Here is a 13,291-nt window from a genome sequence, read left to right on the forward strand (position 1 = left end):
GGGGTGGAACTCGCGATCGTGGAGGGTGGTGCGGGTCGGGACGTGGCGCTCGTCGTACTCGTCGGCCTGTTCGTGCTCGTGGTCCTGGTCGTCGTGGTCGTCGTGGTCGTCTCGGCAGGGGTGGACACGCTCGGTGCGGTGGTGGGCACGGCCGTCGCCTCCAGTGCGGGACACCCGAACCGTGACGCCAACGCGGTGGCGAGATCCCCGCCGGCCTGATGCCAGCCGACGACGGCATCGACGGTGTTGTCGATCAGCGCCTGGCCGTAGAGCGTGACCGGGTCGAGTGCCGACACCGACGCCGCGATCCCGACGCTACGCAGCTGGTCGGCCGCGGTGTTGGCCACCGCCACCGAGGTCGGATCGTTGGCGGCCACGCCCAGGACGAAGGTGAGCGGCTCCCCGTCCTTGACCAGCTGACCGCGGTTGTTCTCCGGAGTCGACGGCGCCGGGCTCGGCGTCGATGTCGCCGTCGGCGTCGCGGGCGGGGTGTCGACCTGGTAGCCGGCCGCACCGAGGAGCGCCATCGCCTCGTCACGCGTCATGGCCGGCGGGGCCGTCGGCACGTACCCCGGGTCCGACGGCGAGCGGACCTGCGCCTGCGCGAGCGTCACCGTGTTGTCGTCACCGGCGCCGACGGCAGCCAGCAGGTCGACGTCGAGGAGGCCGAGGATGGCCTTGCGCACGTCGGCGTCGGCGAGGGCAGGCCGTTGCGCTCGTAGCGTCAGCTGCATGACGCGTGGGGTGACGATCCGGGCGGTCCGCACATCGGGTATCGCTGAGAGCTGCGCGAACACCGCGGACCCGCCGTGCACCTGCGCGACCTGGGTGTCGCCGTTGCGGATCGAATCGGCCAACGCGGCCGGCGCCCCGCCGCGGCGGAACAGGATCAGGTCGGGGACGGCGGGTTTACCCCAGTAACGGTCGTTGCGCGCCAGCAGGATCTCGTCGCGCTGCGGATCGATGCTCTCCACGCGGAACTGTCCACCCGTCACCGGCAGGGCCTGCGCCAGCCCCGCGGAGAACCCGCCCGGCACGTCCTTGACGATGTGCGCGGGCAGGATGTTGTGGAACAGCTCCCGCCACGCCGGATAGGGCTGGGAGAACGTCACCACCGCGGTCTTGCCGCCTTCGACCGACTGCACACCGGTGATCAGGTCGTAACCCGCCGGGTCGACCGTGCCCGGTTCGCTGACCATCTGCCGCCACAGGTACCAGAAGTCGTCGGCGCCGATCGGCGCGTTGTCCGTCCACTGCGCCTCGGGCCGGATCTTGTAGGTGACCGTGAACGGGTCCTGGCTCGTCACCTCGGCGGAGTCCAGCAGCGTGGGGTCCATCTCCCAGCGCGAGCCGGTCGGGGTGCGGGAATCGGGGATCGGTCGGAACGTGCTCGGCAGAACCAGCGAGCTGATCGCGGCATTCACCGGGGACTGGTCGGAGACCAGGTGCGCGTTGAAGCCAGGGCCGATCGAATCGATCGCCATGATGATCTGCGTTGCCTTCGTCGGCGGCGGCGCGGTGGACTCCGTGGTGTCGGTGCTCTGCGGCGCGGGCGGAGGGCTCACCGTGCAACCCGACAGGAGCACCATCACCGCAACCGCGCAGGTCATGACACGGCGGGCGATGGGCACGCTGCCAGGGTATCGACCGCCGTCCGCCGGCCCGGAACCCCTCGGTGACAGGCTACGAATTGGCGTGCTGCTTGGCCCGCGCCTTCGCCCGCGCCCGCAGCGACGCCGTCAGCTCCACCTTGCGCACCCGCACGATCTCGGGTGTCACCTCGACGCACTCGTCCTCGGCGCAGAACTCCATCGCCTTCTCCAGGTCGAGCTCCAGCGGACGGGCCAGCGTCTCCATCACATCGGCCGTCGACGACCGCATGTTGGTGAGCTTCTTCTCCCGGGTGATGTTGATGTCGAGATCCTCGGCGCGCGGGTTGATGCCGACGACCTGGCCCTCGTAGGTCTCCTGTCCCGGCTCGACGAAGAACTGCCCGCGGTCGGCGAGCTGGATCATCGCGAACGGGGTGATCTGGCCGGACCGGTCGGACACCAGCGAGCCGGTGTGGCGTGCGCGGATCTCCCCCGCCCACGGGCGGTAGCCGTCGAACACGGCGTTTGCGATGCCGGTGCCGCGGGTCAGCGTCAGGAAGTCGGTGCGGAAACCGATCAGACCGCGGCTGGGCACGATGAAGTCCATCCGCACCCACCCGGCGGCGTGGTTCGCCATGTCTTCCATGCGGCCCTTGCGGGCGGCCATCAGCTGGGTGACGGCGCCGACGAACTCCTCAGGGCAGTCGATCGTCATCGCTTCGAACGGCTCGTGCAGCTTGCCGTCGACCATCTGGGTGACCACCTGTGGCTTGCCCACCGTCAGCTCGAAGCCCTCGCGGCGCATCTGTTCGACGAGCACCGCGAGCGCGAGCTCACCACGGCCCTGCACCTCCCAGGCATCGGGGCGGCCGATGTCGACGACCTTGATCGACACGTTGCCGACGAGTTCGGAATCGAGGCGGTTCTTGACCATGCGCGCGGTCAGCTTGTGTCCGGACACCTTGCCCGCCAGGGGCGAGGTGTTGGTGCCGACGGTCACCGAGATGGCGGGTTCGTCGACGGTGATGCGCGGCAGCGCGTGCGCGTGGTCCGGGTCGGCGAGCGTGTCGCCGATCATGATCTCGGGCATGCCCGCAACCGCGACGATGTCACCCGCGACGGCCTCGTCGGTGGCGGTACGTTCCACACCTTCGGTGACCAGCAGCTCGGTGATCTTGGCATTCGTGATGACGGGGTGTCCGTCGACCTCACGCATCCAGGCCACCTGCTGGCCCTTGCGGATGCGGCCCTTGTAGATGCGGATCAGCGCAAGGCGTCCAAGGAACGCCGATGCGTCGAGGTTCGTGACGAGCGCCTGCAGCGGCGCCTCGGGGTCGCCCTGCGGCGGCGGGATGTGCTCGAGCAGCACGTCGAACAGCGGGTCGAGATTCTCCCCGTCGGGGTTCTCCCCGTTGGCGGGTTCGGTGGTGCTGGCGATACCGGCACGCCCCGAGGCGTAGAGGACGGGCAACCCGAGCGCGAACTCGGCGGCCGTCTGCGCTTCGGCGTCGAGGTCGGAGGCGACGTCGAGCAGCAGGTCATGGCTTTCCGAGACGACCTCGGCGATCCGGGCGTCGGGCCGGTCGGTCTTGTTGACGACCACGATCACCGGAAGGTGCGCAGCGAGGGCCTTGCGGAGCACGAAACGGGTCTGCGGCAGCGGGCCCTCGGAGGCGTCGACCAGCAGCAGGACGCCGTCGACCATCGACAGGCCGCGCTCCACCTCACCGCCGAAGTCGGCGTGGCCGGGGGTGTCGATGACATTGATGACAGTCATCGAGCCGTCGGGGTGGTGGCGATGCACCGCGGTGTTCTTCGCCAGGATCGTGATGCCTTTTTCCTTCTCCAGGTCACCGGAGTCCATCAGGCGTTCGATCGCGTCGTCACCGCGGTGGGTCAGCGCCCCGGATTGACGCAGCATTGCGTCGACCAGGGTGGTCTTGCCGTGGTCGACGTGGGCCACAATGGCGACGTTGCGGAAGTCGGGGCGTGCAGTCACGCCCGTGATTGTCGCAGTGTGGTGCACCGATCGCGAAAACGAGAGATACCCGTCACGTGGCCAGCAAGCTGACCAAGCTCACTCCGAAGAAGAAATGTTGCCGCAGCAAGCCCCGCTGCAAGAAGTGCCCGCTGGTGCTGCACAAGGTGCGCAAGGCCGAGCTCAGCGGGTTGCGCGGCAAGGACCTGGAGAAGGTGCACAAGAGGGCCCGAAAGGCCTGATCGAACCGGTTTTCGGGCGTACCGTGGGGTGATCCGTCAGCTTCGTGGAGGTTGGCCATCATGACGGCTTACGAAGTCCTCACCGTTGCCCTGATCGTCGCGCTCGCCACGTTGGCCTCGCTGGCGATCTACCTGGGCCTGATGAACTGGATCGGCGCCCTGTACGTGGTGCGGTGCTCGGCCTGTCACCATCTGGCCTTCAACTCGCGGCGCGATCCGCGGGTGTCCTGCCCGCACTGCGAGCACCCGAGCCTGCTGCACCCCATCTACGCGGCACGCCACCGCGACGCCCCGGTGCGCATACTCGACGACCGACTGCGGTACTGACGCTCTGTCACCGCGGAATGTCGGGTGGGCTGATGCTGCGCGGCGGGAGTCCGAGTGAGCGCACGTGGGCCGCGATCTCGCCCAGGCTGGTGGTCCACACGTCGTCGTGACCGACGACGTAGCCGATCAGGTCATCGAGTTCGGCTGCGCGCGAAGGCCTTCCCGTGAGGAAGGGATGATTGGTCAGCACCCAGCAGCCACCGACCCGGCGCAGCGCGTCGAACTCGAGCTGCCAGAGTTCCCGTGCCTTGCGCGGGGATTCGATCAGCCCGCTGCCCGACACGTCAGGGAGGAAGCAGTACTGCTCCCAGTCGTCGAGCGCCCACTGGATCGGGATCTCCACGAGCTGCCCGTCATTCGTCACCGCGAGTTCGTAGGGATGGTCGGCGTCCATCAGGCTGGAGTCGTAGAGGAAGCCGCGTTCGACCAGCAGTGCGGGCGTGCGCCAGGACAAGTCCCACATCGGGGCCCGGTATCCCACCGGACGCACGCCTGCGACGTCGGCCAGAGCGGCCAGTCCGCGGTCGAGCGCGTCGATCTCGCCCTCTAGCGACAGCTTGGTCGGCTGCTCGTGCAGATAGCCGTGGTGGGCGATCTCGTGGCCGGCAGCGACGACCGCGCGGATCGCGTCGGGGTACCGGTCCGCGGTGTGGCCGGGAACGAAGAACGTCGACGCGATCTGGTGCCGCTCCAGCAGGGTCAGGATGCGGGGCAGGCCGACGAGGGGGCCGTAGGCCTGATGACTCATCACGCTCATCCGGGCGCCCACCGACTCCCAGTCGCCGGAGGCGTCCCACAGCACCGCCGACTCGGCGTCCACGTCGAACGTGAAGGCAGCCGCGGCGACTTTGCCGCTCGGCCAATCGAATTCGTTCATCGGTCCGCCATCAGGGTAACCAGCTCGTAGGCGAGGTTGGCCGCCGCGACAGCGGTCACCTCGGCATGATCGTAGGCCGGTGCCACCTCGACGACGTCGGCGCCCACGATCGGCAGCTCGCGCATCGCGCGCAGCACGGCGACCAGCTCGCGGCTGGTCATCCCGCCGATCTCCGGGGTGCCGGTGCCGGGAGCGAACGCGGGATCGAGGACGTCGATGTCGATCGACACGTAGACGGGATGGTCGCCCACCCGTTCCAGAATTCGCTCGATCGTCCCGTCGATCCCGATGCGGTCGATGTCGCGGCAGTGCACCACGGTGAAGCCGAGTTCGGCGTCGTCGAGCAGGTCGGCGCGGTCGTACAGCGACCCCCGGATGCCGACGTGCGCCGAGCGGTCCTTCACCAACAACCCCTGCTCGGCGGCGCGGCGGAACGGCGTGCCGTGCGTGCAGGGTGCACCGAAATAGGTGTCCCACGTGTCGAGGTGCGCGTCGAAGTGGACGAGCGCGAGCGGCCCGTGCACCGCGTGCAGCGCCTGCAGCGACGGCAGCGCGATCGTGTGGTCCCCACCGAGGAGCACCACCCGGTGGCCGTCCTCGGTCAGCAGTGCAGCGACGCCGTCGCGGATCTGGTCGACCGCGGCGGAGATGTCGAACGGGTTGGCGGCGATGTCGCCGGCGTCGACCACCTGGGCGGAGGTGAACGGCGTGGCGTCCAGCGCCGGGTGGTAGGGCTTGAGCAGTCGCGAGGCCTGACGGATCGCGGCGGGGCCGAACCGGGCCCCCGGGCGGTAGGTCACCCCGCTGTCGAACGGCACGCCGGCCACCGCGATGTCGTAGCGGTCCACCTCGTGGCGTTGCGGCAGCCGCGCGAATGTCCCCAGGCCCGCGTAGCGCGGCACTTCCTGGGCATCGATCTGACCGAGTGTGCCGCTCTCGGTACGCACATACGATCCCTGTGCCATGTCGTGCTCCCTTCTCAGACCCGCGCGCGTGTGGACCCGCCGTTGCAGGACAGCACCTGTCCCACCACGGCCGAGACCTCGAAATCGGCGAGCAGTTCCACGGCGGCCGCGATTTCTGCAGCCGATCCGATGCGGCCCAACGGAATAGCCTCCGCATACCGGGTGTGCACGGTGGCCAGGTCGACACCCGCGGCGGCGGCATCCACGTCCAGTTGCGGGGTGTCGGTGACGCCGGGTGCGACGGCGTTGACGATGATCCGCTCCGGCGCCAATTCGCGGCCGAGCGTCTTCACCAACGAGATCAGACCCGCCTTCGACGCCGCATATGCCGTCGCCTCCGGCCAGCCGGTGACGCCCCATTCACTGCTGATCACGACGATGCGCCCCTCCCCCTGCCGTCGCATGTGCGGCAGCACCGCCTGCACCAGGAAAAAGGTGCCACCGAGGTTCGTGTCGACGACTTTCCACCAGTCGGCGTCGTCGTGCTCGAGCAGTGGGGCCATCGTCATGTAGGCGTGGTTGGCCACCAGCACGTCCAACCGGCCGGCGGTGCGGACGACTGTGTCGGCGATGCGCACACACTCAGCGGGATCGGATACGTCGCCGGGCACCGCGAATCCGCCTGTATCGCTGGCAATTTCGGCCAGTTCGGCGGTCGCCCGCAGGTCGTTGACCGCGACTGTCGCGCCGGCGGCAGCCAGTCGCCGGGCATGCGCCACGCCCATGCCCTGCGCGGCTCCGGTGACGAGGGCGACGCGGCCGGTCAGTGAGGTCGTCATATCACCGCTCCCGAGTTGACGTTGACCACGTCGCCGACGCTGAACCCCGCGTCGCACACCAGGTATTCGACGCAGCGGGCCACCTCGTGGGGCAGGGTGAGCCGCCGCAGCGGGAGCGTGTCGAGATACTCCGTTGCCCGCCAGGGTGAGTCGGGCGCGAGAAGGGGCGTGTCGGTGGGGCCCGGCGCAACGGCGTTGACCCGCACACCCCTCGGCGCGACCTCCGCGGCGAGGCTGCGCATCGCCCCCAGCAGGGCACCCTTGGCCGCGGCGTAGTGCGCGTCGTGATCGCCTCCCCCGACCGCGAGTTCGCTCGCGATCGCCACCAGCGCACCCTTCGTGGCCTCGAGGTCCGGCAGGCAGGCCCGCGCGAGGTTGACGAAACCACCCAGGTGCACCCGCAGCATCCGCCGCCACGCCGTCGCAGTGATCTCCTCGACCGGAGCCATCGCGTAATGCCCCGCGACGCTGACCGCCGCGTGCACCGGCCCGAGCTGCTCGCGTACCGCGGCGACCGCGGAGGCGACCGCCGCGCCGTCGGAGACGTCGGCACGCATCGCCAACTCGACGCCGTCGGCCTCGACGAGATCCACTCCGGCGACCGCGAAGCCACGGGTGTGAAGCGCCGTGACGACGGCGGCGCCGATACCGCTCGCCGCGCCGGTGACGATGGCTACCGGGGCCTCGGTCACCGGGAGCGCCGGGTTTCGTCGGCGCGTTCGTCGGCGATCTCCGCGTCCTCGATGACGCTGACGGCCACGATGCGAGAGCGTACGGCCGCGAAGATCACCGCACCGAGCAGCGCGAGCGCCACAACCCCGATCCACACCGACCAGTCCAGGTAGCGCTGCTCGTAGACCGCGCGCGGCCAGGAGATGTTGAGCATCTGCAGCACCGCCCAGATCACCGCCACGGCGGCGACCGGCAGCGCAAGGCGCCCGAGCGAGAAGGACGGGGCGGTCCAGGTGCGGCGGATCAGCACGACGAGGAACCCGATGAGCGGGAACAGGAACGCGAGGTAGAAGCCGCCGGTGGTGAAGTTGACCATCAGGGAGTAGATGTCGCCGGCCACGATCGACAAGCCGAACAGGGCACCGCCGACGACGGTCGTCACGCCGATGGCCGCCACCGGCATCCGATTGGTTCCGCCCAGGCGCGCCAGCACACCCGCCGCGGGCAGGGCGCCGTCTCGGGCGTAGGCCCAGATGACCCGCGACGCCGCGGTCTGCAGTGCCAGGAAGCTGGCCAGGAAGCCGACGACGAACAACACCTCGACGGGTTTGGCGATCCCGGCGCCGAGCGCCGCTGTCAGTGTGTCGTAGACCGGGTCGGCCACCGAACCGGCGGTCACCGCGTCCATGTCGGGAATGGCGAGGATGATCGCCAGGCTGGAGTACGCGACCACCAGTGCGATGAAGGTGAGTGAGAACAGGACCGCTTTGGGTAGGTCGCGGCGAGGCTCGTGCACCTCTTCGGCGATCGCGCCGGCACTTTCGAACCCGACGAACGAGAAGCCGATGAACGCAACGGCGATCAGGAACGGCCCCGACAGGTAGGACCACGTGTCGGCCCCCGCGCCGCCACCGTCGAAGAGCACCGACAGCGAGTTGTTGCGGTGGAACATCAGCAGCCAGGTGCCCAGCCCGATCGAGCCGAGGACCTCGGCGACGATGCTGGCGGTCATGAAGACCTTCAACGCGCCGCGGCCGATCAGGTTGATCACTGTGCCGCACAACAGGATCACCAGCGCGATGCCCGCGCGCAGACCGCCCGAGGGTGCCGCCACCCCGGCGATGTTGGCGATGAAACCGGCCGCACCCAGCGCCACGGTGGCCATCGCGATCACCAGGGTCCACATGTAGAACCAGCCGGCGAACCAGCCGTATCCGGTGCCCATCAGGCGGCGTGACCACTGGTAGATCGATCCCTCCAGCGGCCACCGCGACACCAGGGTGGCGAACACGAACGCGACCAGCAGTTGGCCGCCGAATACGAGCAGGAATCCCCACCAGAAGCTCGGCCCCGCAGCTGCCAGCGCGAGACCGAAGATGCCGTAGAGAGCGACGATCGGCGAGATGAACGCGAACGCAAAGGCGAACGCCGACCAGAGCGAGAACTCCCGTCGCAGTGTGTACGGCGAATCGACGCTGTCAACCGATGACGTCATGAGTGCTCCTCCGGTGCCGGGTTGGAGAAACTATCGGTCGGCGCGCCGCTGCGCACCACCGATAGCACCGAATTCGCAGCGATCGCACCACAGGCGCGCCCTCGCGTTGGACGATCGCACAACGGTCGGTGGCCGCGATGTGACGACGGCGTTACGCTCGGGGCCATGATCGACCCGCCGGAGCTCGGCGCGGCGGCACCTACCGTGCGCGACCTGCTGGCCGATTCGCTGCTGGGTCTGACCGAGCCCCCCGGGGCGAGCCAGGATCTGGACCGGCCCATCACCTGGGTGCACACCACCGAGCTGCAGGATCCGGCGCGCTATCTCAGCGGCGGCGAGCTGGTGTGCACGGTGGGTCTGCTGCTGCAGTCTCCGCAGGACTGCCGTACCTTCGCCGATGCTCTTGCTCGCTCGAACGCCGCGGGCGTGTGCTTCGGCACCGGCGACGGCCATGACGTCGTCCCGGCCGAGCTGATGTCCCGCTGCCGTGCCCATGGTCTGCCGGTCGTGGTGGCGCCGCAGAACGTGCCGTTCGAGACGGTGAGCCGCTTCGTCGCGGACTACCGGCTCGGCAGCGAGCTCGCCGCCGCGCGCGCCACCAACACTCTTGTGCCCGAATTGATCTCGGCGCTACGTCGACGCGAGCCGGTACGCCGGCTGCTCGACCGGGCGGGCGAGCTGATGGGGTGCTACTTCATCCTCGACGAGCAGGAGACGCGGCCGCCCGTCACCGACGGCGCGGCCGAGGCGACGGTCGGAATCCCTGAGCTGGGCACGCTGGTGTGGATCGGGCGTGGCGACCGGCCCGATCCGTCGCTGCTGGCCATGATCGGGCGCTTCGCGCGGGCCGCGCAGAGTGAGCACGACATCGAGGCCGCCCTGTCGCGGGAGCGCGTGGGCCAACTGCTGTCGCTCGTCGAACGCCGGATGCTGCTGCCCGACGCGCTGCACCAGCTCGTGGGCTGGCCCGACACACCGGTGGCCAGCGTGCGGTGCTCGGCCTGGCCAGGTGGTGCCGGAGCCCTGCTGTCGTTGGCGTTCCCGGGTGCGCTCGTCGGCGACGCCCCCGACGTGTGCCTGGTCCTGACCGAGGCCGACACCGGCGATCTCGCGGCCGAGGCGTTGTCGCTGCCCTCAGGACATTCCGCCGACGTGCCGATCACCGAACTCGGACCGGCGATCACCCAGGCCCGGATCGCGTTGAGTCTGGCCCACCAGCACGGCGGCAGTATCGGACCGGATCAGCTCAGCACGCTCGACAGCCTGGTCCAGCAGTTGCCCTCGGCGCAACTGTCGCCGTTCGTCGCACAGCTCATCGAGCCGCTCGAGCGGATCGACCGGGCGCGGGGCACCCAGCACGTGCGGACCCTGCGTGCTCTGATCGCCGCCAACGGGTCGCTGTCAGAGACCGCCCGCGAGTTGTATCTGCACACCAACACCGTTCGCCACCGGCTGACCCGGATCCACGAGATCACCGGCCGGGACCCGCTGCGCTTCGACGACCAGACCGCGTTCGCCATCGCACTGCGCGCCCGCGACCGGGCATCCGGCGGAGTCTCCCGCGATCACGGATAAGACACTAGCCGGCCTTGGCTCAACCAATCGTCGGCGCGAACGGTGATAGGGCGTGTCAGCGAGGGGGCAAACGTACTGCGCCGTCGAGGCGTACGATCTCGCCGTTCATGTAACTGTTGGTAATCAACTCGATCGCCAACGAGGCGAACTCGTCAGCCGACCCCAGTCGCTGCGGAAACACGACGCTCTGGCCGAGTTTGGCCTTGAACGCATCAGCCCGTTCGCCTTGCCCGTAAATCGGGGTGTCGATCAGACCCGGAGCGATCGTGTTCACCCGAATACCGTGAATCGCCAGATCACGCGCCATCGGCAGCGTCATGCCCACGATGCCGCCCTTGGACGCGGAATATGGCGTCTGACCGATCTGGCCGTCGAAAGCCGCCACAGAAGCGGTGTGCAGAATGGCGCCGCGTTCACCGTGCTCGAACGGCTCGTTGCGGCTCATCGCCGCTGCCGCGAGCCGAGCACAGTTGTAGCTGCCGATCAGGTTCACTCGAACCACGAACTCGAACTTCTCGAGCGGTATGGGATTTCCGTCGCGATCGACGATGCGTGCCGGCCCGCCCAATCCGGCGCAGTTGACAAGAGTCCGAAGCGGACCGAGACCGGCTGCGGTGTCGACGGCGGCCTGCACCTGCTCCGCGTCACTGACATCAGCTTCGGCGAAAACACCGTCGACTTCCGCAGCGACCGCAGCACCACGGTCGGCCTGGCGATCGACGATGACCACTCTTGCTCCAGCGCCCGCCAGCGCTCGAGCCGTCGCTTCACCGAGGCCGGACGCACCGCCGGTCACGATCGCCGAACTACCACTGACATCCATATCCTGCTCCTTCGTATCGAATGGCGACGGGTGTTAGGTACCGCCCCCAATGTCGTTCTGCACGTTTGCTCTTCGGCACGACCGTGCCCAAGACTGCGGGTCACTCCACGAACGGAGCCGACAGTGGACACTCTCTGTAGCCCCAGCGCATCCACGGATCTCCATCGTCGTGGGGCGCACCAACCTCACCGATATGTTCGCGTTGTTCAGGCCGTCCCGACGTCCTCACGTGAGAAGTTCCCGGGTCACCCTTCACATGTTCAGCGCATCCGACCGTAACGATCGCCACGTCGACCGGTTGCCGCCGGTTCCTCCTCTCTCGCGCCACTGTGGACATCGAGGACAAATTATGCGAATATCGCTTCGCGTACGCAAGGTACTACCGCCCAGCGTCTGCGTCTAGGCGTCTCGTGCGCAGACGGCGATGCCGGCGAGTGACCGGGTCGGTGAGCCGAATTGCTCTCACGGCTCGTCATATTCGAGTGCGTACGTACCGCTCGCGGCGTCGGATTGCGGCGTGATCTACGGTTCACGCGGCGGCGTTCTCGACGCTACTGGGGTTCAACGGCGAGGCTTGGAGGTTCGAGATGGGCGTGCTCGATGGCGTGAAGGTTGTGGAGCTGGGAGCGTGGGTGGCCGGGCCCAGCGCAGGAGCTCTGCTCGCAGACTGGGGCGCCGAGGTGTGGAAGGTCGAAGCGCCCAAGGGTGACCCTTTCCGTGCGTTGATGACGTCTCAGGGGTACAGCTCTGAGATACCGAATGCCCCGTTCATTGCTGACAATCGCGGCAAGCGCAGTGTCGCGTTGGATCTGACGACGGAAGACGGACGCTCGGCGATGGAGTACATGCTCGCCGCCGCCGACGTCTTCGTCACCAACACCCGAACGAAGTCGCTTGCTCGGCTCGATCTGACTCCGGAGGCCGTCTCACAGCGGTATCCTGGCCTTGTTGTCGCGCTGATCACCGGCTACGGATCGACGGGGCCTGAACGTGACCGTGCGGGATACGACATCGGCGCATTCGGGGGGCGCACGGGGGTTCTGCACCAGATGCGCGCCGGCGACGGACCACCTACCCCTACTCCCACTGGATTCGGCGACCACTTCGTCGGTCTCGCCATGATGTCCGGCGTGCTAGGCGCGCTCCTCGAGCGCACCCGAACAGGGCGCGGTCAGATAGTGGAAACCAGCCTTTTGCGAACAGGAACCTTCGCTCTCACATGGGAACTGAGCATCCAACTCATGCGAGGTCGCGTACCCCGCGGGATGGACCGAGAGTCCATCAAGAACCCTCTGGTGAACTGTTATCGGGCCGCCGACGACGCCTGGTTCTGGTTGCTGGGCGTCGAGGCGGATCGGCACCTCCCCGGCCTGTTACGGGCGATCGGTCGCGAGGATCTCGCGCAGGACGAACGCTTCGTCGACACTCGATCCAGACGCCACAACAGCAGGGAATTCATCCGCGAGCTCGACATGGCGTTCGGCGGCGAGCCGATGTCGTTCTGGCGCGAAAAGTTCGACGAGAACGGTGTCTGGTGGGCGCCGGTCTCCACACCAGAGGACGTTGTCGCCGATGAGCAAGCCATGGCGGCTGGATGCTTTGTTGATGTCGCGCAGCAGGATTACCGGACCGTGGCGAGCCCGGTCGAGTTCCGGGGTCATCAGCTTTCGACCGTTCAACCGGCCCCGGATCTCGGGCGCGACACGGAATCAGTCCTACATCGGGTGGGCTGTCCGAGCGACATCGTCGACGGCGTATTGGCCGCCCGCCGTCGATGAACTGACCTGACCTGCGACGAGAACAGCCAGTTGCCAGGCCAACCCTCGACACCCCTGTCGTGATGCGAACTATTCCTCCCATCCATTCGATGTTGCCTCTACCCAATCGAAGCCCACGCAACCCGGCGAGCGTGGTGCCGAAGTCGCGACGATGGGCCGCGCCCGGACTGCTCGGAGTCGAGAAGCGA

Annotated in this window: 12 protein-coding genes; 4 read left to right on the forward strand and 8 right to left on the reverse strand. The window is 68.1% G+C overall.

The window, feature by feature from the left end:
* A partial coding sequence (locus tag DMB80_RS24315; protein WP_111512231.1) for an ABC transporter family substrate-binding protein occupies positions 1 to 1,610 on the reverse strand: 1,610 nt, incomplete at its 3' end.
* Between the two features lie 73 nt (positions 1,611 to 1,683).
* Complete coding sequence (typA, locus tag DMB80_RS24320; protein WP_048421944.1) at positions 1,684 to 3,591, reverse strand: translational GTPase TypA; 1,908 nt, start codon at positions 3,589 to 3,591, stop codon at positions 1,684 to 1,686.
* Between the two features lie 56 nt (positions 3,592 to 3,647).
* On the opposite strand from typA, the gene DMB80_RS24325 reads away from it, so the two are divergent.
* Both DMB80_RS24325 and DMB80_RS24330 read left to right on the forward strand, forming a co-directional pair.
* Positions 3,648 to 3,812, forward strand: coding sequence for a hypothetical protein (locus DMB80_RS24325; protein WP_111512209.1), 165 nt, complete (start codon positions 3,648 to 3,650; stop codon positions 3,810 to 3,812).
* 60 nt (positions 3,813 to 3,872) lie between these two features.
* Positions 3,873 to 4,139: a hypothetical protein gene (locus DMB80_RS24330; RefSeq protein WP_046365355.1), complete on the forward strand. Its 267-nt coding sequence runs from the start codon at positions 3,873 to 3,875 to the stop codon at positions 4,137 to 4,139.
* 7 nt (positions 4,140 to 4,146) lie between these two features.
* Here DMB80_RS24330 and DMB80_RS24335 read toward each other — a convergent pair whose 3' ends face one another.
* The 5 genes from DMB80_RS24335 to DMB80_RS24355 are packed head-to-tail and all read right to left on the reverse strand — an operon-like array spanning position 4,147 to position 8,927.
* Positions 4,147 to 5,016, reverse strand: coding sequence for a polysaccharide deacetylase family protein (locus DMB80_RS24335; protein ID WP_111512210.1), 870 nt, complete (start codon positions 5,014 to 5,016; stop codon positions 4,147 to 4,149).
* Positions 5,013 to 5,981 carry an agmatinase gene (speB, locus tag DMB80_RS24340; protein ID WP_111512211.1) on the reverse strand — a complete coding sequence of 323 codons (969 nt, stop codon included), beginning with the start codon at positions 5,979 to 5,981 and terminating at the stop codon, positions 5,013 to 5,015. Before speB ends, DMB80_RS24335 begins: the two co-directional genes overlap by 4 nt.
* A 14-nt stretch (positions 5,982 to 5,995) precedes the next feature.
* A complete protein-coding gene (locus tag DMB80_RS24345) occupies positions 5,996 to 6,760 on the reverse strand; it encodes an SDR family NAD(P)-dependent oxidoreductase (protein ID WP_111512212.1) in 765 nt (254 codons plus the stop codon).
* Positions 6,757 to 7,452: an SDR family NAD(P)-dependent oxidoreductase gene (locus DMB80_RS24350; protein ID WP_111512213.1), complete on the reverse strand. Its 696-nt coding sequence runs from the start codon at positions 7,450 to 7,452 to the stop codon at positions 6,757 to 6,759. Before DMB80_RS24350 ends, DMB80_RS24345 begins: the two co-directional genes overlap by 4 nt.
* Positions 7,449 to 8,927, reverse strand: coding sequence for an amino acid permease (locus DMB80_RS24355; RefSeq protein ID WP_111512214.1), 1,479 nt, complete (start codon positions 8,925 to 8,927; stop codon positions 7,449 to 7,451). The genes DMB80_RS24350 and DMB80_RS24355 overlap by 4 nt, the downstream gene beginning before the upstream one ends.
* Positions 8,928 to 9,092: 165 nt before the next feature.
* Here DMB80_RS24355 and DMB80_RS24360 point away from each other — a divergent pair, with 165 nt between their 5' ends.
* Positions 9,093 to 10,502 (forward strand): PucR family transcriptional regulator, encoded by a 1,410-nt coding sequence (locus DMB80_RS24360; RefSeq protein WP_111512215.1) that lies wholly within the window; start codon positions 9,093 to 9,095, stop codon positions 10,500 to 10,502.
* Positions 10,503 to 10,557: 55 nt separating this feature from the next.
* On the opposite strand, the gene DMB80_RS24365 is transcribed toward DMB80_RS24360, so the two are convergent.
* Complete coding sequence (locus DMB80_RS24365; protein WP_111512216.1) at positions 10,558 to 11,325, reverse strand: SDR family NAD(P)-dependent oxidoreductase; 768 nt, start codon at positions 11,323 to 11,325, stop codon at positions 10,558 to 10,560.
* Positions 11,326 to 11,912: 587 nt separating this feature from the next.
* Here DMB80_RS24365 and DMB80_RS24370 point away from each other — a divergent pair.
* On the forward strand, positions 11,913 to 13,103 hold the full coding sequence (locus DMB80_RS24370) for a CaiB/BaiF CoA transferase family protein (RefSeq protein WP_111512217.1): 1,191 nt from the start codon (positions 11,913 to 11,915) through the stop codon (positions 13,101 to 13,103).
* Positions 13,104 to 13,291 lie beyond the last annotated feature (188 nt).

Origin of the sequence: Mycobacterium kyogaense (assembly GCF_003254575.1) — a bacterium.
GTDB classification, from domain to species: Bacteria; Actinomycetota; Actinomycetes; order Mycobacteriales; family Mycobacteriaceae; genus Mycobacterium; species Mycobacterium kyogaense.

Coding starts and splice junctions, on each gene's coding strand:
- DMB80_RS24330 (WP_046365355.1), top strand. CDS start 3,873: ATGACGGCTTACGAAGTCCTCACCGTTGCCCTGATCGTCGCGCTCGCC.
- DMB80_RS24335 (WP_111512210.1), bottom strand. CDS start 5,016: ATGAACGAATTCGATTGGCCGAGCGGCAAAGTCGCCGCGGCTGCCTTC.
- speB (WP_111512211.1), bottom strand. CDS start 5,981: ATGGCACAGGGATCGTATGTGCGTACCGAGAGCGGCACACTCGGTCAG.
- DMB80_RS24345 (WP_111512212.1), bottom strand. CDS start 6,760: ATGACGACCTCACTGACCGGCCGCGTCGCCCTCGTCACCGGAGCCGCG.
- DMB80_RS24355 (WP_111512214.1), bottom strand. CDS start 8,927: ATGACGTCATCGGTTGACAGCGTCGATTCGCCGTACACACTGCGACGG.
- DMB80_RS24360 (WP_111512215.1), top strand. CDS start 9,093: ATGATCGACCCGCCGGAGCTCGGCGCGGCGGCACCTACCGTGCGCGAC.
- DMB80_RS24365 (WP_111512216.1), bottom strand. CDS start 11,325: ATGGATGTCAGTGGTAGTTCGGCGATCGTGACCGGCGGTGCGTCCGGC.
- DMB80_RS24370 (WP_111512217.1), top strand. CDS start 11,913: ATGGGCGTGCTCGATGGCGTGAAGGTTGTGGAGCTGGGAGCGTGGGTG.